The 24,084-nt window shown below is 64.5% G+C and carries 29 protein-coding genes; 3 read left to right on the top strand and 26 right to left on the bottom strand.

What is annotated here, in order from left to right; genetic code table 11:
• Positions 1 to 305: 305 nt before the first annotated feature.
• From blaOXA to B5V03_RS04620, 4 genes are all read right to left on the bottom strand, one after another.
• Positions 306 to 1,124, bottom strand: coding sequence for a class D beta-lactamase (gene blaOXA / locus B5V03_RS04640; RefSeq protein ID WP_129268099.1), 819 nt, complete (start codon positions 1,122 to 1,124; stop codon positions 306 to 308).
• Positions 1,125 to 1,197: 73 nt separating this feature from the next.
• Complete coding sequence (locus tag B5V03_RS04635) at positions 1,198 to 1,458, bottom strand: EscU/YscU/HrcU family type III secretion system export apparatus switch protein (RefSeq protein ID WP_129268098.1); 261 nt, start codon at positions 1,456 to 1,458, stop codon at positions 1,198 to 1,200.
• Positions 1,455 to 3,059, bottom strand: coding sequence for a flagellar hook-length control protein FliK (locus tag B5V03_RS04630; RefSeq protein ID WP_164987782.1), 1,605 nt, complete (start codon positions 3,057 to 3,059; stop codon positions 1,455 to 1,457). The genes B5V03_RS04635 and B5V03_RS04630 overlap by 4 nt, the downstream gene beginning before the upstream one ends.
• Before the next feature lie 56 nt (positions 3,060 to 3,115).
• Positions 3,116 to 3,913 carry an ATP12 family chaperone protein gene (locus B5V03_RS04620; protein WP_129268097.1) on the bottom strand — a complete coding sequence of 266 codons (798 nt, stop codon included), beginning with the start codon at positions 3,911 to 3,913 and terminating at the stop codon, positions 3,116 to 3,118.
• Between the two features lie 73 nt (positions 3,914 to 3,986).
• On the opposite strand from B5V03_RS04620, the gene B5V03_RS04615 reads away from it, so the two are divergent.
• Positions 3,987 to 4,433 (top strand): hypothetical protein, encoded by a 447-nt coding sequence (locus tag B5V03_RS04615; RefSeq protein WP_129268096.1) that lies wholly within the window; start codon positions 3,987 to 3,989, stop codon positions 4,431 to 4,433.
• A gap of 188 nt (positions 4,434 to 4,621) precedes the next feature.
• Here B5V03_RS04615 and B5V03_RS04610 read toward each other — a convergent pair whose 3' ends face one another.
• The 4 genes from B5V03_RS04610 to B5V03_RS04595 form a co-directional block, all read right to left on the bottom strand.
• Positions 4,622 to 5,836 (bottom strand): RluA family pseudouridine synthase, encoded by a 1,215-nt coding sequence (locus B5V03_RS04610; protein ID WP_129268095.1) that lies wholly within the window; start codon positions 5,834 to 5,836, stop codon positions 4,622 to 4,624.
• Positions 5,833 to 6,150, bottom strand: a complete 318-nt coding sequence (locus B5V03_RS04605) for a HigA family addiction module antitoxin (protein WP_129268094.1) — start codon at positions 6,148 to 6,150, stop codon at positions 5,833 to 5,835. The genes B5V03_RS04610 and B5V03_RS04605 overlap by 4 nt, the downstream gene beginning before the upstream one ends.
• Before the next feature lie 76 nt (positions 6,151 to 6,226).
• Complete coding sequence (locus B5V03_RS04600; RefSeq protein WP_129268093.1) at positions 6,227 to 7,561, bottom strand: replication-associated recombination protein A; 1,335 nt, start codon at positions 7,559 to 7,561, stop codon at positions 6,227 to 6,229.
• Positions 7,558 to 8,964 (bottom strand): DegQ family serine endoprotease, encoded by a 1,407-nt coding sequence (locus tag B5V03_RS04595; protein WP_164987781.1) that lies wholly within the window; start codon positions 8,962 to 8,964, stop codon positions 7,558 to 7,560. Before B5V03_RS04595 ends, B5V03_RS04600 begins: the two co-directional genes overlap by 4 nt.
• A gap of 311 nt (positions 8,965 to 9,275) precedes the next feature.
• Between B5V03_RS04595 and B5V03_RS04590 the strand changes: the two genes are divergently transcribed.
• On the top strand, positions 9,276 to 10,907 hold the full coding sequence (locus B5V03_RS04590) for an OprO/OprP family phosphate-selective porin (protein ID WP_129268092.1): 1,632 nt from the start codon (positions 9,276 to 9,278) through the stop codon (positions 10,905 to 10,907).
• Positions 10,908 to 10,948: 41 nt separating this feature from the next.
• On the opposite strand, the gene B5V03_RS04585 is transcribed toward B5V03_RS04590, so the two are convergent.
• Positions 10,949 to 11,323, bottom strand: coding sequence for a winged helix-turn-helix transcriptional regulator (locus tag B5V03_RS04585; protein ID WP_129268091.1), 375 nt, complete (start codon positions 11,321 to 11,323; stop codon positions 10,949 to 10,951).
• A 135-nt stretch (positions 11,324 to 11,458) separates the two neighbouring features.
• Here B5V03_RS04585 and B5V03_RS04580 point away from each other — a divergent pair, with 135 nt between their 5' ends.
• The gene (locus B5V03_RS04580; protein WP_129268090.1) at positions 11,459 to 12,472 is read left to right on the top strand and encodes a zinc-binding alcohol dehydrogenase family protein; all 1,014 of its coding nucleotides are present in this window, start codon (positions 11,459 to 11,461) and stop codon (positions 12,470 to 12,472) included.
• Positions 12,473 to 12,581: 109 nt separating this feature from the next.
• Here the strand turns inward: B5V03_RS04580 and B5V03_RS04575 are convergent, their stop codons facing one another.
• The 17 genes from B5V03_RS04575 to rpsN form a co-directional block, all read right to left on the bottom strand.
• On the bottom strand, positions 12,582 to 12,881 hold the full coding sequence (locus tag B5V03_RS04575) for a DUF1330 domain-containing protein (protein WP_129268089.1): 300 nt from the start codon (positions 12,879 to 12,881) through the stop codon (positions 12,582 to 12,584).
• A gap of 8 nt (positions 12,882 to 12,889) precedes the next feature.
• Entirely contained in the window at positions 12,890 to 13,678 is a 789-nt protein-coding gene (locus tag B5V03_RS04570; RefSeq protein ID WP_129268088.1) for an SDR family NAD(P)-dependent oxidoreductase, read from the bottom strand.
• Positions 13,679 to 13,758: 80 nt separating this feature from the next.
• Entirely contained in the window at positions 13,759 to 14,598 is an 840-nt protein-coding gene (locus tag B5V03_RS04565) for a c-type cytochrome (RefSeq protein WP_129268087.1), read from the bottom strand.
• Between the two features lie 117 nt (positions 14,599 to 14,715).
• Complete coding sequence (gene rplQ / locus B5V03_RS04560) at positions 14,716 to 15,132, bottom strand: 50S ribosomal protein L17 (protein WP_129268086.1); 417 nt, start codon at positions 15,130 to 15,132, stop codon at positions 14,716 to 14,718.
• Positions 15,133 to 15,255: 123 nt separating this feature from the next.
• The gene (locus B5V03_RS04555) at positions 15,256 to 16,287 is read right to left on the bottom strand and encodes a DNA-directed RNA polymerase subunit alpha (protein WP_129268085.1); all 1,032 of its coding nucleotides are present in this window, start codon (positions 16,285 to 16,287) and stop codon (positions 15,256 to 15,258) included.
• A gap of 111 nt (positions 16,288 to 16,398) precedes the next feature.
• Positions 16,399 to 16,788: a 30S ribosomal protein S11 gene (rpsK, locus tag B5V03_RS04550; RefSeq protein ID WP_007603045.1), complete on the bottom strand. Its 390-nt coding sequence runs from the start codon at positions 16,786 to 16,788 to the stop codon at positions 16,399 to 16,401.
• Between the two features lie 124 nt (positions 16,789 to 16,912).
• The gene (gene rpsM / locus B5V03_RS04545) at positions 16,913 to 17,281 is read right to left on the bottom strand and encodes a 30S ribosomal protein S13 (RefSeq protein ID WP_129268084.1); all 369 of its coding nucleotides are present in this window, start codon (positions 17,279 to 17,281) and stop codon (positions 16,913 to 16,915) included.
• Positions 17,282 to 17,466: 185 nt separating this feature from the next.
• Positions 17,467 to 18,321 (bottom strand): adenylate kinase, encoded by an 855-nt coding sequence (locus tag B5V03_RS04540; protein WP_129268083.1) that lies wholly within the window; start codon positions 18,319 to 18,321, stop codon positions 17,467 to 17,469.
• The gene (locus tag B5V03_RS04535; protein ID WP_129268082.1) at positions 18,318 to 19,529 is read right to left on the bottom strand and encodes a preprotein translocase subunit SecY; all 1,212 of its coding nucleotides are present in this window, start codon (positions 19,527 to 19,529) and stop codon (positions 18,318 to 18,320) included. The genes B5V03_RS04540 and B5V03_RS04535 overlap by 4 nt, the downstream gene beginning before the upstream one ends.
• Positions 19,526 to 20,857: a preprotein translocase subunit SecY gene (secY, locus tag B5V03_RS04530; protein WP_129268081.1), complete on the bottom strand. Its 1,332-nt coding sequence runs from the start codon at positions 20,855 to 20,857 to the stop codon at positions 19,526 to 19,528. Before secY ends, B5V03_RS04535 begins: the two co-directional genes overlap by 4 nt.
• A 149-nt stretch (positions 20,858 to 21,006) precedes the next feature.
• Positions 21,007 to 21,492 (bottom strand): 50S ribosomal protein L15, encoded by a 486-nt coding sequence (rplO, locus tag B5V03_RS04525; RefSeq protein ID WP_129268079.1) that lies wholly within the window; start codon positions 21,490 to 21,492, stop codon positions 21,007 to 21,009.
• A 75-nt stretch (positions 21,493 to 21,567) separates the two neighbouring features.
• Positions 21,568 to 21,774, bottom strand: a complete 207-nt coding sequence (gene rpmD / locus B5V03_RS04520; protein ID WP_129268077.1) for a 50S ribosomal protein L30 — start codon at positions 21,772 to 21,774, stop codon at positions 21,568 to 21,570.
• 24 nt (positions 21,775 to 21,798) lie between these two features.
• Positions 21,799 to 22,392, bottom strand: coding sequence for a 30S ribosomal protein S5 (gene rpsE, locus B5V03_RS04515; protein WP_129268075.1), 594 nt, complete (start codon positions 22,390 to 22,392; stop codon positions 21,799 to 21,801).
• A 44-nt stretch (positions 22,393 to 22,436) separates the two neighbouring features.
• On the bottom strand, positions 22,437 to 22,799 hold the full coding sequence (gene rplR, locus B5V03_RS04510; protein ID WP_007603036.1) for a 50S ribosomal protein L18: 363 nt from the start codon (positions 22,797 to 22,799) through the stop codon (positions 22,437 to 22,439).
• Positions 22,800 to 22,810: 11 nt separating this feature from the next.
• Positions 22,811 to 23,344: a 50S ribosomal protein L6 gene (gene rplF / locus B5V03_RS04505; protein WP_063982587.1), complete on the bottom strand. Its 534-nt coding sequence runs from the start codon at positions 23,342 to 23,344 to the stop codon at positions 22,811 to 22,813.
• A gap of 16 nt (positions 23,345 to 23,360) precedes the next feature.
• Complete coding sequence (gene rpsH, locus B5V03_RS04500; protein ID WP_129268073.1) at positions 23,361 to 23,759, bottom strand: 30S ribosomal protein S8; 399 nt, start codon at positions 23,757 to 23,759, stop codon at positions 23,361 to 23,363.
• A 14-nt stretch (positions 23,760 to 23,773) separates the two neighbouring features.
• Complete coding sequence (gene rpsN, locus B5V03_RS04495) at positions 23,774 to 24,079, bottom strand: 30S ribosomal protein S14 (RefSeq protein ID WP_129268071.1); 306 nt, start codon at positions 24,077 to 24,079, stop codon at positions 23,774 to 23,776.
• Positions 24,080 to 24,084 lie beyond the last annotated feature (5 nt).

Genomic DNA, 24,084 nt, shown 5'->3' with positions numbered 1-24,084 from the left:
CCCCGGCTCTGCAGCGCACCGCTGCGCGCTGCGCTGCGTCCGGGGCACGAGCGCGGTGTTTGGCGCAAGACTGCCTCCACGTCGTCATTGGCGAGCGCAGCGAAGCAATCCAGAATCCCTCCGCGGAGACAGTCTGGATTGCTTCGTCGCAAGGGCTCCTCGCAATGACAGGTCGGGAGAGCGAGTCCCTACGGCTCACCCGGCTTGCGACGACACCAGAGCGGCGTTGAGTTCATCGTTATCCTCCCGACCTTTTATTTTGCTTGGTCGGGACGATGCTAATCGAGCGAATTCGCGCGCGCCAGCTAGACCGCGCCGATCTCGGCAAGGCAGGCTTGCGTCAGCGGCATGCGCTCACCGACGAGACGCGGCTCAGTGCAATCCATGTTGAGCGCGAACACCGTGTGCGCCTCGCCCTTCTCGGCCCAGCCGACCATCCAGCCGAGCGACGGCTGGCCGCGCTCGGCCCCTAGCAATCCGGACTTGGCACGGATGATACTGTCGCCAACCTTGGTCACCGGCAGGATGTCAGCGACGAGATCCTGGCTGCGCTTGCTGATCGGCAATGCGCGGCGGCGCAGCCGGTCGACGAAATCGATCTGCTCGACCGGATCGATGCGCAAGGCTCCGGTGAGCCAGAACTGGTCGATGCCGCCGCCGATATCACGATTGCCGTAGTCGAACAGATCGACGTATTTCTGCATCCGCTCTTGCCCGATGCGGCGCGCGATCTCCTGATAGACCGGAACCGCACTCACCGCGATCGCGCTACGCAGCGTGTGATCCTTGTTCCAGGCCTCGATCGGACGCTTCACGCCGTCCCAGGGGAACACGTCCTTGTCGGGATCGACAACGACGCCGGTCTCCAGCGCGATCAGCGAGTTCGGGATCTTGAAGGTGGAGGCCGGCAGCTTGGCCTCGCCCGAACGCTCCTTGTCGCTGGCGACGATCAGGTAGTCCTCGACCTTGTAGCCGACAAAGGTGCCAGACGTGCCGAGGTCGGTGAAGCGTTTTGCAAGGGTGTCACGGATCTCGTTGCGCGGCGGCGCGACATGGGCGAACGCACGCGACGGCAGGATTGCAGTTGCGGCGAGAAGGCCGAGGGTGGAACGGCGGGTGAGCAAGGGCGATGTCCGTCAAGCGATGACAATGGCCGCGACCATGCAGCCGATATCGTGGTGAAACGATGACAGCGCGTCAGCGCCGCCCCGACAGCCGCAGCACGAACACCAGCACCTCGGCGACGGCCTTGTAGAGATCGGGCGGGATCTCCTCGCCGAGCTCGACCCTGGAGAGCGCGCCGGCCAAGATCTCGTTCTCCTCGATCGGGATGTCGTTGGCCTTGGCGATCTCGACGATCTTTTCGCCGATCGTGCCCCTGCCCTTGGCGACGACGACAGGCGCGTTGCAGCCCTTCTCGTAATGCAGCGCGATCGCGAGTTTTGATGGATCGCTCATGTCGCGCGATCCAGGAAATGGCCGGCGCGGGCCGGTGCTGGCTGCGGCGGCGTGCCGTCGCGCACCACGATATCGCCGGGCTTGAGCTCGGCCCTGGTCATCGCCTGGCTGAGCTCGCCGATCCCGGCGCGAAGCTGTTGCGCGGTCGCCGGCCGCTCGGCCCACATCCGCACAAAAGTCTTGTCGCCGTTGAGCGTGATCAGCGCATGCACGGGACCGGCCGGCTCGACATTGAGCGTGAAGCGCGCGCGCCAGGCGCGTTTGGCGGGATCGGCCGACTCATTGCCGCCGTCGCGCGAGATCTCGAACTGCGCCATTGCAGTGCCCTGCGGCGTCGCAAACGGAATCTCGAAATTCCACTGCGGCGCGCTCGGGTCGATGCGGTGACCGCTGGCATCGGTGCGATCGGGGAGTGATGCGACTTGCAACAGCGTCTGCCGCGCGATCGCGGCATCGGTGTCGTCGAGCAGGCGATGCAAGGTTGCAGCGAGCGGTGTATCCGGCGCGAGCGATGGCGAGGCGATAGCCTGCGCAGCCGGCAGCGCGCCGCGGAACGGCGGCGGCGTCGTGCGCGTGGCGGCCTCGAAGAGTTGGCCATCGGGCACGGCCTTGTTCGAGCCTGGCACGTTCCCGATCAGGCGCGGCAGGTTTTGCGTGACCTCTTGCAGCAGGCTCGCGGCAAGGCCTGCGGACATGGTTCGCGGCACCACGGCCGGCGGAGCGCCGCCAGCGATGTCGGCCAGCACGGCCGCCGCGGGATTGGCGCTACGCGGCGCTTGGGCGATCTCGGCTCCCGTTGAAGGCAGTGCGGCTTGCACAGCTTCACCTGCTGCTGGAGCCTGCGCGGCGGCGACCTGCGGCGTCGTAGTGGCGTTCGTCGGGATCGCCGCGCCCTGCGCCTGCGGTGCGGCAGTCTCGAGCGTGGCCAACGTCTGGCGCAACACCAGCAGCGCCGCTTTCAGGTCCGGCACAGTGCCGGAGGACGGCGTCGTGCCTGCGGCCAGCGAAGCCTCGAGGAACAGTCCGGACTTCTGGAAGGCGGATTCGATATGGCCGCCATCGAGGGCGGTGTTGAGCGGCGTCTGCTGCGCCAGCACATCCAGCACCGCCTGCTTCAGCCCCGCCGGCAGATCGCTGCCGGTGACGACGGAGGCGAGGTTGGCGAACAGCGGCGCCTGGCTGCCCTGTTTTGTGACGGCCTCTGCCGAGGCGACGGTGACGGCGACGTGCTCCAGCGGCGTCAGCGTGTTGCGTGCCGCGGTCGGCGCCAGCGACGGGCTGTCCACCAGCGACGCGGCAGACGGTGTCAGCGTGATTTGGTCGGCGGTCGCCTGCCCTGTCCCGCCTACGACGGCGAGCCGGACGGTGCCGTCATTCTGCGACACCGCGAGCTGGAGATTTTGCCCCGGCGTCAGCGACACCTCCGACATCACGTCCATCGAAAGGTTGGCGATCGCGATCCGCACCAGATTGTCGGCCATCACGCTGACGACCCTTGCGTCCACGACGCTGCCGGCCTGAAGCACGAGATCGGGCGTCGCCGCATCAGCCACAGGGCTGGCGGCACTGACGGGAACGATCGAGCTTATCGGCGTCGGCATCTCAGGGGCCCAGGGAGCGCTAGCCCCACCCTAAGGCCGCCCTCGTAAACCTCTCGTTAAGGACCTTTGGCCGCTTGCGGCGGCTTCACGGCCACCAAAACTGTCACGGCGGCCTGAAAATCCTTCAGGCGAGCGGCGCGGCGGGCGGCCGCCTCCTCGTCCACGCCCCATTTCTCGGCGTTCCAGTCCTCATCGACATGGGCGGCGGCCCAGATCTGGTCGGCATCGCGCACGTCATGGGCCAGCGCCAGCGCCAGCAGCGCCGAGCCGGTCAGGGTCGTGACCACGTGGAGCGCCGCGACCGACCAGGCATCCCCGGGCAGCGCCGCGCGGGCGGCCTGAACCGCTTCCTCCGGCTGCTTCACGTGCATGACGCCCTCGGACAGGATGAAATGCGCCCCGAGCCGCTCCGCGGCCCAGAACAGCACGGGATCCCAATGGGCGGTCTCGCGGGCGACCAGTCCCTCGGGGTGGCCCGCGCGGTAGAACAGCAGGTCGGACTCGAAATACTTTGCGAGGTCTTCGGCTACGAGATCGACGCGATCGACGACGCCCTCGACCACGCTGTTGGCGATCCGCGTCAGCGGCATGGCCACGGGATTGATCGTCTCGCCCTGGGCCGCCCATTCCGCGGCCACAGCATCGGCCAGCGCGCGCGAGGGGATCACCACCTGACGGCGGGAGGGCGTGCGGATCGGCTTGCCGTCGAGCGTGATGGCGAAGCCGCCCTCGGCCTCGGCCACGCCCGCCTCCGTGTAAAAACGCTTGCGCTGCGGCGTGCGCGCGGCCTGGCGCACCGCCTCCTGCGGATCGAGCGGGGACCGCCCCGCAACCTCATCGAACAATTCGCGCATCTCGTTTCGGCCCTGGTCTCTGAATGCTAGGCTTTTAAGCTAAGACCTGTGGCCGATAAAGTGAGCAGCGGGCATGAGGGAACTTGCCGGCATTGTGGCCCTGTTGGCCGGGCTTTGGCCGGTCGTGGCGGAGGCCGGCTTTCGCACCCCGGAATCGCTGGTCCGGAATGTCTACGCCTATTACGGCCAGGGCGCACCCGAGCTGTCGAAAGGCCTGCCGCGCGATGCCGTGACCGCCCGGCAATTCTTCGATGCCCCCCTGCGCAAGACCTGGAGCACGCCGAGGCTCGAGCCCTACGATTTCCTGGTGCAGAGCCCGAGCTGGAAGCTCGGCCCCGTGACGATCGCGGTCGTGCGCCGGCAATACGACAAGACCTATGTCGCGGCGAATTTCGACAATCACGGCCGCCGGGTGGTGCTGAATTTCGTCCTGGTCAACGGGCCTGAAGGATGGCTGATCACGGACGTCGAGAGCCCGCATGATAGTTTGCGGATGTTTCTGGAGCAGTTTCGGAATTGAGGGGCGGTCGCAACCACAATCACCGCTGTCATGCCCCGCGAAGGCCGTTACGGTGTCTTCTTTGCCAGCTGGCAGGTCGGCTCAATCGACTTGACCCGCGGTCAAACTGTCAGTGATGTGTCCGAACAACCGTCAGCTATGTCCCAGTCTGAACACTACGCGGGCGATGACACCGGAGAATGTAGCCCCTACTCCTCCGGTGCGTTCTCGATCGGATCGAAACGGCTCGCATCGAGCCCCAGCAGATTCCACGACTGCTGCATGTGCGGCGGCAGTGGTGCGGTGGCGTCGATCACGCCGCCGCGCGGGTGCGGAATGACGATGCGGCGCGCGAGCAGATGCAGACGGTTCTGCAAACCACCCGGCAGCTGCCAGTTCTCGATGTTGAAATATTTGGGATCGCCGACGATGGGGTGACCGATATGCTCCATGTGCGCGCGCAGCTGATGCGTGCGCCCGGTGACCGGTTTCAGCGACACCCAGGTCAGCTTGTTGCCGGCAGTCTCGACCACCGCATAATACGTCACTGCGTGGCTCGCGCCCTCATCGCCGTGCTGGGCGATGCGCATGATGGTGTCGTCCTCGCTTTCCTCCTTCGCAAGGAAGGTCGAGATACGGCCCTGCTTCGGCTTGGGCAGGCCCGGCACCAGCGCCCAATAGGTTTTCCGCGCCGACCGCGAGCGGAAGGCGCCGGTCAGATGCGAGGCGGCAAAGCGCGTCTTGGCGATCAGGAGACAGCCCGACGTCTCCCTGTCGATGCGATGCACGAGGCGCGGCTTCTGGCCCTTGGAATCGCGCATCACCTCCAGCATCTGGTCGATGTGCCGCGTCATGCCCGAGCCGCCCTGCACGGCAAGGCCCAACGGCTTGTTCAGCACGAGAACATCGTCGTCCTCGTAGATCGTCATCTCTTTCAGCGCGGCCAACGTCTTTTGCGCGGCTTCCGAGAGCGGACTGGCAGCCTTCGGCGTGTCGAGCTTCAGCGGCGGAATGCGGACGCTCTGGCCCTCCTCCAGCCGGTCCTTGCTGTCGACACGCTTGCCGTCGACGCGCAGCTCGCCTTTGCGCACGACGCGCTGGATGTGGGAGAACGACAGCCCCGGAAAACGCGCCTCGAGGAAACGGTCGACGCGCATGTTGTTCTCGTCGGCCGTGACCTTGACGGTCTGTACCTTGGTCGGCAGCAGCACCTCGACCGGTTTTTCCGGCGCAGGCTTTTCCAGCGCAGGCTCCGACACACGCCGCTCAGCGCGCTCGGCCGCAAAGCGCGGCGGCCGCCCACCCGGCTTGCCGCCAGGACGCGGCCCCGCCTTCTTCGCACTGCCCGCCTTGAACGGACGCGCCTCCTTGCGCTCGTCGCGCTCGCGAGGCTTGGGATTCATTCTCTTGATGCGGCGGCTCATGCGGTTTTTCCAAGCTTTCGTGTCGACTGCGCGTTGGCGCGGCGGGGCAGCGACGCAACTTGCGCGCCTACCTCATTCTCCGCCAATCGCAGCTCATATTGCTGTTGCAGGTTCATCCAGAATTGCGGGCTCGTGCCGAACCAGTGGCCAAGCCGCAGCGCCGTATCGGCAGTGATGCCACGCTGCCCGTTGATGATGCCGGTGATGCGATTAACCGGCACGTCGATCTGGCGCGACAGCTCCGCGGCCGTGATGCCGAGTTCGCGCAGTTCTTCGGCTAGATGCTCGCCGGGATGTGTGGGTGTATGGGGCATGGGAATTTCCCTGCCGAGTAGCAAGATTTACGCGTTACGTAAACCGTAAATGTACGCCTCTAGAGGGCTGAAAGCCCTACGTCCCGCCCCGCTCCTTCCGCAGCTTGGCCCAGTAATCCAGTCGCTTGCGGATCTCCCGCTCGAAACCCCGCTCGGGCGGGTCGTAGAAGCTCTGGCGGCCCAGGGCTTCCGGGAAGTAGTCCTGCCCCGAAAAGGCGTCGGGGGTATCATGGTCGTATTCGTAGGCCGCGCCGTAGCCTTCCGACTTCATCAGCTTGGTCGGGGAATTGAGGATGTGCTTTGGCGGCAGCAGCGAGCCGGCCTGCTTTGCCGTCTGCATCGCAGCCTTGAAGGCGGTATAGACCGCGTTCGATTTCGGCGCGGTGGCGAGATAGACCACGGCTTGCGCGATCGCGAGCTCGCCTTCGGGATGCCCGAGGAAGTCGAAGGCGTCCTTGGCCGCATTGGCGATGACGAGCGCCTGCGGATCGGCAAGGCCGATGTCCTCCACCGCCATGCGCACCACGCGGCGGGCCAGGAACAGCGGGTCCTCGCCGGCATCGAGCATGCGCGCGAGATAATAGAGCGCGGCATCGGGATCGGAGCCGCGTACCGACTTATGCAGCGCCGAGATCAAATTGTAGTGGCCGTCGGCCGACTTGTCGTAGATCGGGGCGCGGCGTTGCAGGATGTCTTGCAATTGTGCGGCGTTGAAAATCTCGTCCGCTCGCGCCGAACGCCAGACCTCCTCTGCGAGCGTCAGTGAGGCACGGCCGTCGCCGTCGGCCATGCGCACCAGAACCGCGCGCGCCTCGTCATCGAGCGGCAGCTTCTTGCCCTCGACCTCCTCGGCATGCGCGAACAGCTTTTCGATTGCGGCGGCATCGAGCGAGCGAAACACCAGCACGCGCGCGCGCGACAGGAGCGCCGCGTTGAGCTCGAAGGACGGGTTTTCAGTGGTGGCGCCGACCATCACCACCGTGCCGTCTTCCATCACGGGCAGAAACGAATCCTGCTGGGCGCGGTTAAAGCGATGCACCTCGTCGACGAACAGCAGCGTGCCCTTGCCCATCTCGCGGCGGGCGCGCGCGGCATCGAACGCTTTCTTCAAATCTGCGACGCCGGAGAACACCGCCGAGATCTGCTCGAAATGCAGATCCGTCGCATCGGCCAGCAGCCGCGCCACCGTGGTCTTGCCGGTGCCGGGCGGCCCCCAGAACACCAGCGATCCCAGCGTGCGTGTCTCCAGCATGCGCGTCAGCGCACCGTCGGGACCGAGGATGTGATCCTGGCCGACGACCTCCGACAGCACACGCGGACGCAGCCGGTCCGGCAGCGGATGCGGAGCTTCGTGATCGAGCCCCGCCGCGGCGAAGAGAGTTGGCGTCTCCTGTGGTCGCTTCGGACTCATCCGCCCAGCGTGACGTTGATCTGCTGACCGCCGCGCACCAGCGTGATGCGCCAGATCCGCGGGCGCTCGCCTGCGGCCTTTTCGAGGTCGCCGGTCTTGCCGATCTTCTGGTTGTTGACGGCCAGGATGATGTCGCCCTTCTGGAAGCCGACATTCGCGGCCGCGCTGTCGCCGCCGAGATCGGTGATCACGACGCCTTCGGTGTCGGCGTCCAGATGCAGCTCGTCGGCGACCGCCGGCGTGATGGTCGAGACCTTGGCACCCTGGAACGGCGAGCGCGCGGTGACGACGAGCTCGTTGCGCCCCGTATCGGGCGCGGTCTCCAGCGCCACCGTGAGCTTGACCGGCTTGCCACCACGCTGCACGTCGATCTGCGCGGTGCCGCCGAGCGGACGCGTGGCGAAGCGGTAGTCGAAGGCATTGGGATCATCGACGGTCTGGCCGTCGATGCCGGTGATGAGATCGGAGGATTTCAGCCCAGCCTTGGCCGCGGGGCCGCTCGCAACCACGCTTGCGACCAGCGCACCTGTCGGCGAACGCAGGCCGAGGCTCTCGGCGATCTCCGGCGTCACCGCCTGCAATTTCGCCCCGAGCCAGGGACGCTTCACCGCCTTGCCGCCGCCCTTGGCGGAGGCAACGACGACGCGCACCATGTTGGCCGGAATCGCAAAGCCGATGCCCTGCGAGCCGCCGGAGCGCGAATAGATCGCGGTGTTGATGCCGGCGAGCCGGCCATTCATGTCGACCAGCGCGCCACCGGAATTGCCGGGATTGATCGCCGCATCGGTCTGGATGAAGAACTGGTAGTCGGTGATGCCGACCTGCGTGCGCGCGAGCGCCGAGATGATGCCGTGGGTCACCGTCTGGCCGACACCGAAGGGATTGCCGATCGCCATCACGACGTCGCCCACCATCAGCTCGTCCGAATTGGTGAATTCGAGCGCCGGAAACTTCTCCTTGGTATCCTTCAATCGCAGCACCGCGAGATCGCTACGGGAATCCTTCAGCACGATCTCGGCCTCGAACTCGCGCTTGTCCGACAGCGAGACCTTCACCTGGTCGGCGCCCTCGATCACGTGAACGTTGGTGACGACGAGCCCGGACGCATCGACGATCACGCCCGAGCCAAGCGAGCGCTGGACCTGCTCCTGCTGCTGACCTGGCACGCCGAAGAAGCGGCGGAAGATCGGATCATCGAGGAGCGGATTGCGGTTCTGCACCACCTTGGCGGCATAGACGTTGACGACCGCCGGCTGCACCCGCTGCACGATCGGCGCATAGGACAGCCGCAGCTCGGCCGGCGATGACGGGACACGGCGGTCCTGCGCGGCGGCCGGATTGAAGTGGGCTGATAACGCTATGCACAATGCCGTGACGACGGCGGTCCAGGTCGATCGAAACATTCCTACCTCGTGGAAAAGACGCCGGAATATAGGCGCGTTCGCCCCCCAATAGAAGGGCGCCGGGCGGCATTATTCACCCCCGTCCCGGCGGCTCGGCAAGCAAGCCCCGCGTGCGAAACGGCAAGTCGACCGGTGCTTTGGATTGGCATGATGCGCGTCATCTTGCATTGTGATGGCGGCGGATTCGGTTGCGGCGAATTTACATCAGTGGGAACCGCGCAACCGGGCGCCGCGTCGCGGGGCAGTCATCGATCATGCCTAGGCTCTCCGCCAGCGACTTGGGGAAGTTCGTCAAACGATGGAGGCGTAACGTGAGCAGAATCAGATTTGCAGCGACGGCGATGGGGCTGGCCGGTGCGCTGGCGGCCTCGCAGGCCCAGGCCCAAACGGCGAGCAACAGCGAGCAGGAAATCGCCCTGCTGAAGCAGCAGTTGAAGATGCTGGAACAGAAGCTCGACAAGCTCCAGAGCCAGACCGCCGCAAACACGGCGGCCACGGCGAAGGCCAAGGTCGAAGCCAAGGCCGAAGCGAAGGCCGAAGCGCGCTCTGAGGCGAAGGCCGTCGTTGCCAACGCCAATGCGGCGTTTCCGGTCAAGGGCGCGCCGCCGACGGCCGGCGTTATCGTGACGATGCCGAACAACCGGCCGACCATCTGTACCGCTGACGGGGCGAACTGTGTCGCGATCACCGGCCGCGTCCACTGGGACGTCGGCGGCTACGACTACCGTCCCAACACGGCCGCCACCGTGCCGCAGAAGCTCGACAGCGGCGAGAATGTCCGTCGCGCCCGCATCGGTATCACCGGCAAATTCCTCGAAGACTGGAATTTCGCACTGATCTACGATTTCGGCGGCTCGTCCGACGGATTTGGCGGCACCGGCGCCGCCGGCGCGACCCCTGTCGGCTTCCTGCCCGGCGGCGGCACATCCGGCATCGAGAACGCGTTTGTGAGTTACACGGGGCTGAAGCCGTTCGGCGGCAAGATGGCGATCGAAGCCGGCGTCATGGATATCGCCTGGACCATGGATGAATCCACGAGCTCCAACGACATTGCCTTCATGGAACGCGCCTCAGTCGGCATCATCGCGCAAAACATCGCCGCCGGCGACTTCCGTTCTGCGGCGGGCGCACGCTGGTACAACGACGTCTTCTACGCTGGCGCCTACGTGACAGGCCCGACCACAGGTGCCATTCATTCTGCCTCGAGCGTTTCGCCTCCCGGGACCAGCGAGCAATACGGCGCGACCGCCCGCGTTGCCGGCCAGGTCGTCAGCGGCAAGGACTACTCGGTGCATCTCGGCGGCGACGCCCAATGGCTGATCCAGCCGCCGCGCAATCTGGTCGCCAACACGCAAACGCTCACACTCAGCGACCGGCCCGAGCTGCGCATCGACCCCACGACACTGATCTCGACCGGAGCAATTGCAAATGTGTCGGGCGCTCAGGTCTATGGCGTCGAAGCCGCAGCCACCTACGGATCGCTCTGGGTCCAGGGCGAATATTACTGGTTCAATATCGATCGCGGCGCGAATACCGCCGTGGCGCCGATCGGTACATCGAGCCTGAAATTCCAGGGTGGTTACGCGCAAGCGGCCTATGTCTTGACCGGTGAATCCCGCAAGTACAATCCGGGCAATGCCGCCTATGGCGGCGTCAAGCCCGATCATCCATTCTCGCTCGCTGGCGGCGGCTGGGGCGCCTGGGAGATCGCCGGCCGCTACTCCACCGTCGATTTGAACGATCAGCTCGCGACCGCCGCCGGCATCGCCGGCGGACGCCAGACGGTCTACACGCTCGCGCTCAATTGGTACGTCAACGGCAATGTGCGCTTCATGCTCGACTACCTGCATGGCACGGTGTCGAAGCAGGCCTCGGCGGTGTCGGCGGCGGACGTCGGCTCGAAGTTCGACGCGGTTGCATTGCGCACGCAGTTTGCGTTCTGATGCGATCTGGTTCGGGAGCGGCATCGTCCGCTCCCGAACATCTAGGCCGCGCGCTTCTTCTTCACGACCACCGGCGGCGGTGCGCAGGACAGCCGCTGCTGGTGGCTTTCGCCCCACGCCTTCAGGATGTCGATCACCGGCTTGAGGCTCTCGCCCAGCTCGGAGAGGCAGTACTCGACGCGCGGTGGCACTTCCGCATAGACCTTGCGGATGACGAGCTTGTCCTCCTCCAGCGCGCGAAGCTGCTTTGTCAGCATGCGCTGGGTGATGCCAGGCATCCGGCGGCGCAGTTCGCCGAAGCGCTGGGTGCCGTCCTGGAGGTGGTAGAGGATCACGCCCTTCCACTTGCCGTCGATCAGGTCCAGCGTCGCCTCGACCGAGCAGCCGGGGCGCCGGGTAAAATCTCGCCGTTTCATGCATGTTTTCCCAATAGTATCCAAACAGGGACTATATCCCCGAATTTACAGTACTTGCCAAATCGGAGCCAGGACGACAGTTAGGACGGCAGGCGCACATCACAAAGCCAAAGCGCCATCTGATGGAGACAAGCCATGAAGGCCGTCGGCTACAAAAAGTCGCTTCCGATTGAGAATCAGGACGCGCTGATCGATTTCGAGACCGCAAAGCCAGAGCCCAGGGGACGCGACATCCGCGTCGCCGTGAAGGCGATCTCGGCCAATCCGGTCGATTACAAGGTGCGCAAGCGCGCCGCCCCGCCCGAGGGCGAGACCAAGATTCTGGGCTATGACGCAGCCGGCCTTGTCGACGCCGTCGGGCCCGAGGTCACGCTGTTCAAGCCCGGTGACGACGTGTTCTACGCCGGCTCGATTTTGCGCCAGGGCACCAACGCGGAATTCCATCTGGTCGACGAGCGCATCGTCGGCAATAAGCCGAAGTCGCTCTCGTTCGTGCAGGCCGCCGCCCTCCCCCTCACCTCCATCACCGCCTGGGAATTGCTGTTCGACCGGCTCGGCGCAGTGCCCGGCAAGAGCGTCGATCCGCGCACGCTGCTGATCACGGGCGGCGCCGGCGGCGTCGGCTCGATCCTGATCCAGCTTGCGCGCCGCCTCACGGGCCTCACGGTGCTCGCGACGGCGACGCGGCCGGAGTCGCAAAAGTGGTGTCTCGATCTCGGCGCGCATGCCGTGATCGATCACGGCAAGCCGATGAAGGAGCAGATCGAAAAGCTCAAGCTGCCGCCTGTCGCACTGGTGGCGAGCCTCACCTTCACCGACCAGCACTACAAGGCGATCGCCGACTTCATGGCGCCGCAGGGCCGGTTCGGCCTGATCGACGATCCGCCGGAGTTCACCATGAGCGCCTTCAAGGGCAAGGCGATCTCGGTGCATTGGGAATCGATGTTCACGCGCTCCTCGTTCCAGACACCGGACATGATCGCGCAGCATCATCTGCTCAACGACGTCGCCGACCTCATCGACAAGGGCGTCTTGCGCACCACGCTCGACCAGACTTTTGGCACGATCAACGCAGCCAACCTCAAGCGCGCGCATGCGCTCTTGGAGAGCGGCAAGTCGCGCGGCAAGATCGTGCTGGAGGGGTGGTAGGCGAGGATCTAGTAGGGTGGGCAAAGGCGTTCTTGCGCCGTGCCCACCACCTCTCTCGATCGCAAAAAGTGCGTGGGCACGCTTCGCTTTGCCCACCACCCTACGGCAGCTACGCTTCGGGCAGGACGCCCTCGACGAACAGCAGCCGCCGCTCCAGCGCATCGGCGCGGATCTTGAGCGCCTCGGCATATTCCGGCGAGGCGTACCATTCCTTCAGCCGCGCCATCGACGGGAATTCGACGAGGACGATGGCTTTCGGCGGAAGGTTGCCTTCCGCCAGTTCGGCCTTGCCGCCACGGACGAGATAACGCCCGCCGTACTGCGCAATGGTTTTCGCCGCGAGCGCGCGATAGGCTTCAAAGCCATCGAGATCGCGCATCTCGACTTCCGAGATCACATAGGCCGGCATGCCTCGCCTCACGCGATCGTATTGACGATGCCGCCTTCCGCCCGCAGCGCGGCGCCGTTGGTGACGGATGCTTCCTTGGAGGCGACATAGACCACCATATTCGCGATCTCGTCGACGCTCGCAAAACGCTGGATCAGCGAGCTCGGGCGGTGCTGCTTGACGAAATTGGCAGCGGCCTCATCCACCGACTGCCCGTTCTGCTTCGCGAGATCCTTCACGAAGGTCTCGACGCCTTCCGACATGGTCGGGCCCGGCAGAACGGAATTGACGGTGACGCCGGTGCCGCGGGTGAGCTGCGCGAGGCCGCGCGCGACCGAGAGCTGGGCGGTCTTGCTCATGCCGTAGTGGATCATCTCGACGGGAATGTTGAGCCCGGACTCCGAGGAGATGAAGACGATGCGGCCCCAATTGCGCTCGAGCATGCCCTTCATGTAGGCGCGCGACAGCCGCACGCCGCTCATGACGTTGACCTCGAAGAAGCGGCTCCAGTCCTCATCCGGGATCTCGAAAAAGTCCTTCGGCTCGAAGATGCCCGCATTGTTGATGAGGATGTCGACCTCGGGCAGTGCAGACACGAGCGCCTTGCAGCCCGCGGCGGTCGAGACGTCGGCGGCGATACCGCGCACCTTGCCGCCCGCCGCTTCCAGCTTGCGAACAGCTGCATCGACCTTGTCCTGGCCGCGGCCGTTGATCACGACACTGGCGCCGGAAGCAGCCAGGCCCTTGGCGATGGCGTGGCCGATGCCGGCGGTCGAGCCGGTCACAAGCGCGGTCTTTCCGGAAAGGTCGATCTTCATGCGTCGTCTCCATTGATGTTGACGGAGATATCGTGCGCTGCACACGCAGCTTCAATCGTCCCTCACCGACGCGTGAGGATTCAGTTGCGCGGCGGCAGCGTCCGGACAAACGCGACGATGGCATCGAGATCCTGGGCCGTCATGCTGGCATAGGAAGCATACGCCATCGGCGGCTTCAGCTTGTGGCCGTCGCGCGCGATGCCTTGCGTAATCGCACGTTTGATTTCGTCGTCGCTCCATTGGGCAAGGCCTGCCGCTGGATCAGGGGTGATGTTGGGAGAGACGGATTCGCCCCATGGCCCCTTGAAGGTCCGGCCCCCCTTCCCGCTCGCCCCGGCGAAATCGTGCACCACGGACGGGCCTTCCGGCGTGTGACATTCCAGGCAATGGGCGATGGTGAGGAGATAACGGCCGCGCGCGAGCTTGTCGGACAGTTCCTGCTCGCTCGCCTGCTTGCCGGCGTAGGTCGGCAGCTCCGGCCTCAGCGCGATCCTGTATTCCGGCGCCGGCGTCTCGTGACGCACTGGCGGAACCGAGCGCAGATAAGCCGCGAGCGCATCGAGATCGCGGGCCGTGAGCACCGTGTAGAATGCGGTCGGCATGATCGATGCGACCTTGGTGCCATCAGGCTTGATGCCGCTGACGAGAAACCGCTTCAGCTCGGCATCGCTCCAGTTGCCGATCCCGGTGTCCTTGTCCGGCGTGATGTTGGAGCCGGTAACCTTGAACGCCGGCTCGTCAAAAACCTGGCTGCCGCCCGAAAGTGCACGCGAGAGATCGAGCCCTTGCGGCCCGCGCGGCGTATGGCAGTTGTGGCAGACCATCACGCTGTTGGCGAGATAGGCACCGCGCTCGACCAGCGTCTCGCCCGCGGCCGGCGACATCAGCAGCGCCAGCGCAAATCCAAACACAATCCTCATGAGAGCCCCCGCCCGGAATCGCGTTCAACAAAACGATGCGCGGCATGAGATAATCGCCGCGCATACAAAAAAGCGGCGCCCAGGGGCGCCGCTTTCGAAAACTCTCTACCGGTCGGCTTACGCCGCCTCGGCTTCCTTCTCTTGCACCGGACCGGAGTCCTGGCCCTTGGCGTCGACGTCGCGATCGACGAACTCGATCACGGCCATCGCGGCGTTGTCGCCGTAGCGGAAACCGGCCTTGATGATGCGGGTGTAGCCGCCCTGGCGGTCCTTGTAGCGGGGCGCCAGGACGTCGAACAGCTTCCTGACCTGGTCCTTGTCGCGCATCTCGGAGATCGCCTGGCGGCGCATGGCCAGACCGCCCTTCTTGCCGAGGGTGATGAGCTTCTCGACGATCGGACGAAGCTCCTTGGCCTTGGGCAGCGTGGTGACGATCTGCTCGTGCTTGATCAGCGCGGCGCACATGTTGGCGAACATCGCGCGGCGATGCTCGGCGGTGCGGTTGAGCTTACGATGAACCTTGCCGTGACGCATGTGTGTATTCCTTACATATGAACTGCCGCGACGGTTCGTCGGATCAGTTGCTCAGGTGGGCTTCCTGCGTTCGCCCATAAAAATCGCGGCCGGATATCTCCGGCCGCGACGATGAAAAGCGGATCAGTAGTGATCCTCAAAGCGCTTGGCGAGCTCGTCGATGTTCTCAGGCGGCCAGCCCGGCACTTCCATGCCGAGATGCAGACCCATCTGGGCCAGCACTTCCTTGATCTCGTTCAGCGACTTGCGGCCGAAGTTCGGGGTGCGGAGCATTTCGGCTTCCGACTTCTGCACGAGGTCGCCGATGTAGACGATGTTGTCGTTCTTCAAGCAGTTGGCCGAACGCACCGACAGCTCGAGCTCGTCCACCTTCTTGAGGAAGGCCGGGTTGAAGGCGAGGTCCGGGATGATCTCCTGGGCGACTTCCTTGCGCGGCTCTTCGAAGTTGACGAACACGTTGAGCTGATCCTGCAGGATGCGGGCGGCGTAAGCCACCGAGTCATCCGGCGTCAGCGCGCCGTTGGTCTCGATCGTCATGGTCAGTTTGTCGTAGTCGAGGATCTGGCCCTCGCGGGTGTTCTCGACCTTGTAGGAGACCTTGCGGACCGGCGAGTACAGGCTGTCGACCGGGATCAGGCCGATCGGCGCATCCTCAGGACGGTTGCGCTCGGCGGGCACGTAGCCCTTGCCGGTGGCGACCGTGAACTCCATGCGGATCTCGGCGCCCTCGTCGAGCGTGCAGATCTGGAGGTCCGGGTTGAGCACGACGACATCGCCGACGGTCTGGATGTCGCCGGCGGTGACCGTGCCCGGGCCCTGCTTCTTCACGACCATGCGCTTGGGGCCTTCGCCCTGCATCTTGATCGCGATGTCTTTGATGTTGAGCACGATGTCGGTGACGTCCTCACGGACGCCAGCGATCGAGGAGAACTCGTGCAGCACGCCGTCGATGTGCACCGACTGCACCGCTGCGCCCTGGAGCGAGGAGAGCAGGATGCGGCGCAGCGCATTGCCGAGGGTCTGACCGAAGCCGCGCTCGAGCGGCTCGGCGACGACGGTCGCGAAACGCGAGGGATCGCTGCCGGGCTGGACCTGGAGCTTGTTCGGCCGAATCAGTTCTTGCCAATTTTTCTGGATCGTCACTGTTTCACCCATACAGGCCAGTCAAACTGCTGTTGCAGACACTGGCGTTGGAGAAAGGCCGCAGATCATTCCCGCGGCTTTGCAAAAAACAATCGCGGGCGCCGATGCGCCCGCAACCTGGTATCAAACGCGCCGACGCTTGCGGGGGCGGCAACCGTTGTGCGGGATCGTGGTCACGTCGCGGATCGAGGTGACGGTGAAGCCCGCGGCCTGGAGCGCACGAAGCGCCGACTCACGGCCCGAACCGGGGCCGGCGACTTCGACTTCCAGCGTGCGCATGCCGTGTTCCTGCGCCTTCTTCGACACGTCCTCGGCGGCAACCTGCGCGGCATACGGGGTCGACTTGCGCGAGCCCTTGAAGCCCATCGTGCCGGCGGAAGACCAGGCAATCGTGTTGCCCTGCGCGTCGGTGATGGTGATGGTCGTGTTGTTGAACGACGAGTTCACGTGCGCGACGCCGGAGGCGATGTTCTTGCGCTCACGACGACGAACGCGGGTGGCTTCCTTGCCCATAGACTACCTTTCCTGAAGATCTCAAACGCCGCCGTAATGCCAGCGGCTACACCTGATGGAACGAAAGGCGTGCGGCGAACGGGATGTCCCCTGTTCGCCGCACGCCGCGATTGGATGCGAAAACTTACTTCTTCTTGCCGGCGATGGCTTTCGCCGGACCCTTGCGCGTGCGCGCATTGGTGTGGGTACGCTGACCGCGCACCGGCAGACCGCGACGATGACGCAGGCCGCGATAGCAGCCGAGGTCCATCAGACGCTTGATGTTGATGCCGACCTCACGACGCAGATCGCCCTCGACGAGATAGTCGCGGTCGATCACTTCGCGGATCTGGAGCACTTCGGCGTCGCTGAGCTGATTGACGCGACGATCCTCGGTGATCTTGACCTTCTCCAGGATCTCACCGGCGATCTTCTGACCGATGCCATGGATATACTGAAGCGCGATCAGCACGCGCTTGTTGGTGGGAATGTTCACGCCGGCAATACGGGCCACGGCCTTCTCTCCTGTCGCCGATCCTCGTCAGGACCGGGCTTTAAGTGCTTGTGTTCTCGGGCAGGTGTTCACAAACGCGAACACGACGCCCACCCCTGGTCTTCCTGGGGCCCGGCATCGTCTGAAACTATCCGACTTGGATGCGGGGCTTATTAGGGGATTCCAGGGGCTTTCGTCAACCGCTGCTAGCGCTTGGCTCGCTTTTTCGTGACCTTTTTTGGTCCCTTCTTCGAACCTTTTTTGACGGCCTTCTTGGCGGTCTTTTTGACACCCTTTTTAGCCGTTTTCTTGGCTGTCTTCTTGGCGCCCTTCACGGCCTTCTTAGCGGTTTTGGCCGATTTGGCGGCCTTTTTGGCTGTTTTCGCCGGCTTTTTAGCCGCCTTGGCCTTCTTAGCCCCCTTTTTGGCCGCTGCCGCCTTGGCCGCGCTGCGGGCATGGGTCTTGGGTTCAACCGCCCCGAGCGCGAGCAATTGGCGGTGGATAGCGCGGGTGACCTCGTCGATCGCCATCATGCCGTCGATGGTGGAGAGCTTCCGCCGCTCGGAATAGTAGTGAATCAGCGGTTCCGTCTGGTTGCGGTAGCTCGCTAACCGCTTGGTCAGGACCTCCGGGGTGTCGTCGACCCGGACCTCCTCCCCGCGCTCCCGCATCTGGGCGACACGGGTCTCGACGCGACTCAGCAGCGCGCTCTCGTTGACGCGGAGCTCGATCACGGCGTCGAGCTTGAGATGCTTGTGCTTGAGAAGCTCATCCAGCGCCTCGGCCTGCGGCACGGTGCGCGGAAAGCCGTCGAGGATAAAACCGTTCTTCGCATCCGGCTGGTCGATGCGGTCGGAGATGATTCCCACCACGACCTCGTCGGGGACGAGGCCGCCACCAGCCATGATCTCCTTGGCCTTCAGGCCGACCGGCGTTCCCGCCGCGACGGCTGCACGCAACATCTCGCCGGTCGAGAGCTGGACGATGCCATAGCGCTGCACCAGCAGCTGCGCCTGGGTCCCCTTGCCCGACCCCGGCGGTCCCAGAAGTATAATTCTCATCGGCGTACGCCCCCCGGATTGGTGAGCGATACGTCGCGCACCTGTGTTTTGATATCAAGAGTGGTGCCAACCACAACCAGCGCCGCACCACCATCGACGATCATACTATAAGGCAGACCGATCCCGTAAAGCTCGAAGACCCCCGGAATCATCTGCAACGCAGTCAGGTAGACGGCTCCGATGACGGTCGTCAATGACACGACGCGATCGAGATAGTCGGCTGTCGCCTCGCCCGGAGCGATGCCAGGAATTGTACCATCACGCTGCGCCAGGGATTTGGCCGTGTGCTCAGGATCGACGACACAGGCGGTGTAGACGAAGGCGAGCACGAACACGGCGATCGACACCAGAATCATGTGCGCCGGCTGCCCCAGTTGGAGATGCCGGTACGCCGCGGCGACCAGCGGATGATCGCCGCCCAGGATGAGGCCCGCAAAGGCGAGCGGCAGAAAGAAGATCCACGGCGCCACGGTGACTGGAATCAGGAATCCGGCGCTGTTGAGCTTGATCGGCAGCACGCCAGCGCGCGCCGGCAATTGCCGCGCGCCGACATTGAGCGCGCCGAACTCGACCCGAACATTTCGCCGCGCGCCTTCGACCAGCACGATCACCGCGACGGTCACGACCCAGAGCACAGCGTGGGCGAACACGAGATTGCCCGAGATCGCCCCGCTCTGCACCAGGCCCACGATGCCGGCGACGTCTCGCGGCAGGGAGACGAGCATGCCGACACTCAAGATCAGCGCCAGGCCATTACCGATGCCGTAGCGGGTGATCTGTTCGCTCAGCCACACCAGCACGAAGACGCCGCCGACCATCGAAGCCGTGGCCGTCACGACGAACCAGCCGTCGGGATTCCTGACGAGCTCCGGAATGGAAATCAGCGCGGAGGCGATGCCGTAGGCTTGAGAGGCAGCAAGAGCCAGCGTGAGGCCGAGCGTGGCACGGGCAACCTTGCGTCTGCCGCCCTCGCCCGACCGCTCGAGCGAACTCAGGCCACGCCACACCACCGACAGCAACCGGACAAAGATCGCCGCAGTCAGATAGGGAATGAGGCTGAGCGAAAAGAGCGACAGGCGGACGTTGAAGTTGGGCAACGACGAGAGGCGCGACACATCCAGTCCCGCGATCGGGATCTGGGTGCCGAGCCTGAAAAAGAGCAGCGCGCCAATCGTGAAAGCGATCCGGCGCGCAAGCTCCCAGTTCATCTACGGCGGCCGCGCAGCTTCGACTTGCGGATCAGGCCTTCATACTGATGGGCCAGCAGATAGCCCTGCACCTGCGCCACAGTGTCCATGGTGACGCTGACGACGATCAGCAGCGACGTGCCACCGAAGTAGAACGGCACCGAGGCATAGGAGATCAGGATTTCCGGGATCAGGCAGACGATCGCCAGATAAACCGCACCTAGCACGGTGATGCGCGACAGCACGTAGTCGATATATTCCGCGGTGCGCTCGCCCGGACGGATGCCCGGAATGAAACCGCCATGCTTCTTCAGATTGTCCGCGGTCTCGGTCGGGTTGAACACGATCGCGGTGTAGAAGAACGCAAAGAACACGATCAGCGCGAGATACATGATCAGGAACAGCGGACGGCCGTGGCCGAGCTGAGTCGTGATCCACTGGAACCATTCCGGCCCACTGCCCGCGTTGAAGTTCGCAACCGTGGTCGGCAGCAGCAGCAGCGAGGACGCGAAGATCGGCGGGATCACGCCCGAGGTGTTGAGCTTGAGCGGCAGATGCGAGGACTGGCCCTCGAACATCTTGTTGCCGACCTGGCGCTTCGGATACTGGATCAGGAGCCGGCGCTGGGCGCGCTCCATGAACACGATGAAGGCGATCACGGCGACGGCCATGACGATGACGACCAGGATCAGGCCGGTCGACATCGCGCCCTGACGGCCGAGCTCGAGCATGTTGGCGAGTGCCGCGGGCAGCTCGGCGACGATGCCGGAGAGAATGATCAGCGAGATGCCGTTGCCGATGCCGCGCGAGGTGATCTGCTCGCCCAGCCACATCAGGAACATGGTGCCGCCGGTCAGCGTGATCGCCGTGGACAGGCGGAAGAACATGCCGGGGTCGCTGACGACGTTGCCGGCGCCTTCGAGGCCCACCGCGATGCCGTAGGACTGGAACGCGGCCAGGATGACCGTGAGATAGCGGGTGTACTGGTTCAGCAGCTTGCGGCCGGACTCGCCCTCCTTCTTCAGCGCCTCGAGCTGCGGGGAGACGGTGGTGAGGAGCTGGATGATGATCGAGGCCGAGATGTACGGCATGATGTTCAGCGCGAAGATCGCCATGCGGTGGATACCGCCGCCGGCGAACATGTTGAACATGCCGAGGATGCCGCCCGCCTGGGACCGGAACACCTGCTCCCAGATGTTGGGATCGATGCCAGGCAGCGGGATATAGGTCCCGAGCCGATAAACGAGCAGCGCACCCAGGGTGAACCAGATGCGCTTCTTCAGCTCGTCGGCCTTGGCAAACGCGCCGAAATTGAGGTTGGCTGCCAGTTGTTCCGCTGCAGAGGCCATCTTGGACTTTCTCCCGCCGCCTATCGCGCTGTCATGCCCGCGGCCGGGCTACTTTAGCGGACGCCGGACATTATCTGGGGCTACGGCTTCGATAAGTCCACGTCCCTCATGCGTAAAGGCCCGCGAGCCGCGGGCCAATGACGCAGTTGTTACGCCGCCTCGCCTTCTTCCTTGGCAGGGGCGAGGATCTTCACCGAACCGCCGGCCTTCTCGACTGCCGCGATCGCGGTCTTCGAGGCACCGTGGACTTCGATGTTGAGCTTGGCCTTGAACTCGCCGCGGCCGAGCAGCCGCAGGCCGCCCTTGGCGCGGCGCAGCACGCCAGCCTTGACCAGCGTTTCGACGTTCACGACGCTGCCGGTGTCGATCTTCTTGGCATCGACCGCGTCCTGGAGCCGGTCGAGATTGATCTCGGCGAACTCGACGCGGAAGATGTTGTTGAAGCCGCGCTTGGGCAGACGGCGATGCAACGGCATCTGGCCGCCTTCGAAACCCTTGATGCGCACGCCCGAACGCGCGGTCTGGCCCTTGCCACCGCGGCCGGCCTGCTTGCCCTTGCCCGAACCAATGCCGCGGCCGACGCGCATACGCTTCTTGCGCGAGCCGGCGTTGTCGGCGATATCGCTGAGCTTCATCGCCCTGCTCCTTGTTTCTTGCGCATGACCTTCACCGAAAACGGGTTCCCGCTTTTCGAGATCGTACGCCTTTGCTTACTTCTCGTCGACGATGCGAACGAGATGGTGAACTTTCAAGATCATGCCGCGAACCGCCGGGGTGTCAGGCAGTTCGCTGGTGCGGCCGATCTTGTTGAGCTTGAGCCCGATCAGCGTCGAGCGCTGCGAGTGATGGCGGCGGATCGCGCTGCCGGTCTGCTCGAGCTTGATCGTCTTTGCGGTCGTAGCGGCACTCTTGGCCATCGTGGTCTACTCCAAAAGCTTCCGTTAGTCGGCAGCCGCCTCGGCGTCGCCACCGATACGGCGGGACTGGAGGGTGGACACCTTGATATTGCGGCGGGCAGCGACCGAACGCGGCGAATCCTGATGCTTCAGCGCGTCGAAGGTGGCGCGAACCATGTTGTAGGGGTTCGACGAGCCGATCGACTTCGCCACCACGTCCTGGACGCCGAGCGTCTCGAACACGGCGCGCATCGGGCCGCCGGCGATGATGCCGGTACCAGCCGGAGCTGCACGCAGATAGACACGGCCCGCGCCATGACGGCCGGCGATGTCGTGATGCAGCGTACGGCCCTCGCGCAGCGACACGCGGGTCAGGTTACGCTTGGCGGACTCGGTTGCCTTGCGGATCGCCTCAGGAACTTCGCGCGCCTTGCCGTGACCGAAGCCAGCGCGGCCCTTCTGGTCGCCGATCACGACCAGCGCTGCGAAACCGAAGCGCTTGCCGCCCTTGACGACCTTGGCCACGCGGTTGATGTGGACCAGCTTGTCGACGAACTCGCTATCGCGCTCCTCGCGCTGCTGGCGGTCACGTCCGCCGCCGCGTTGATCGCGTCCACCACGTTGTTCGCGTTCTGCCATTTTTCCAATCCTTCAGAGGCTTACGCCTCAATCTTCAAATTCTGTTAGAAGCTCAGCCCGCTCTCACGCGCCGCGTCGGCAAGAGCCTTGACGCGCCCGTGGTAGAGGTAGCTGCCGCGATCGAACACGACTTCCTTGACGCCCTTCTCGGCGGCGCGCTCGGCCAGCAGCTTGCCGACCGCCTTCGCCGCATCGATGTCGGCGCCGGTCTTGCCGCCGTCGCGCATCGACTTCTCGAGCGACGAGGCTGAGGCCAGCGTCTCGCCCTTCAGGTCGTCGATGACCTGGGCGTAGATGTGCTTGGACGAGCGGAACACAGACAGACGCGGACGGCCGCCACCGGAGCGGCGCAGCTTCAGCCGCACACTCCGCTTGCGCCGGGCATTCGTAACCTTGGCTTTCGACATGACCGGCTCCGTTACTTCTTCTTGCCTTCCTTGCGGAAGATAAATTCGCCAACATACTTCACGCCCTTGCCCTTGTAGGGCTCCGGCGGACGATACGAGCGAATCTCGGCGGCGACCTGGCCGACACGCTGGATGTCGCTGCCGGTTACCGTGATCTCGGTCGGCTTCGGCACCGTGATCGTGATGCCTTCCGGGATCGCGTAGACCACGTCGTGGCTGTAGCCGAGCGCGAGCTGCAGGTTCTTGCCCTGCATCGCGGCGCGGTAACCAACGCCGGTGATCTCGAGCTTCTTCTCGAAGCCCTTGGTGACGCCTTCGACCAGATTCGCGACCTGGGCGCGAGCGGTACCGTACAGTGCCCGCGCGCGATTGGTCTCGACCCGTGGGTTCACCTTGACCTGGCCGTTCTCGAGCTTCACCTCGACGTCGTTATGGACGACGAACTGAAGCTGGCCCTTCGGCCCCTTCATCTTGACGGTCTGCCCATCGACGGTCGCGGTCACACCCGACGGAACCGCCACAGGCCTTTTGCCAACACGTGACATGGATCAAAAATCCTTCTCAGAACACGGTGAAGAGGACTTCGCCGCCCACATTCGCGTCGCGCGCGCTGTGGTCGGCCATGATCCCCTTCGGCGTCGACAACACCGAAATGCCGAGCCCGTTGTTGACCCGCGGCAGAGCCTTCACCGAGGCGTAGACACGACGCCCGGGCTTGGAAACTCGTTCGATCTCGCGGATGACGGGCTCGCCGTCGAAATATTTCAGCTCGATCTCGATCTCGCTGCGGCCCGAGGAGTGCTCGAGCGTGGCGTAACCGCGGATGTAGCCCTCGGTCTTGAGGACCTCGAGCACGTTCTCGCGCATCTTCGAACCAGGCGTGGAGACCTTGCTCTTGGAGCGCATCTGCGCGTTGCGGATACGGGTGATCAGATCGCTGATTGGATCGTGCGTAGACATCTAAACGACCCTCCTTACCAGCTGGACTTCACGAGGCCCGGGACCATGCCCTTGGAGCCAAGGTCGCGCATCGCGATGCGGGACAGTTTGGTCAAGCGATAGTTCGAGCGCGAACGGCCCGACAGCTCGCAACGCAGACGGATGCGGGTGGTCGACGAATTGCGCGGCATTTCCGCAAGCTTCAGGGTCGCGGCGAACCGCTCCTCCATCGGCAGCGTCTTGTCGGCGATGATCGCCTTCAACCGCGCGCGCTTCGGGGCGGCGTTCTTCGCCATCCGCTTGCGCCGGTTGTTCTTCTCGACTGAACTCTTCTTTGCCATGCTTG

The organism is Bradyrhizobium betae, assembly GCF_004123905.1.
GTDB classification, from domain to species: Bacteria; Pseudomonadota; Alphaproteobacteria; order Rhizobiales; family Xanthobacteraceae; genus Bradyrhizobium; species Bradyrhizobium betae_A.
Note: the sequence above shows the minus strand (reverse complement) of the source record. Positions and strands in the feature narration are given on the sequence as shown.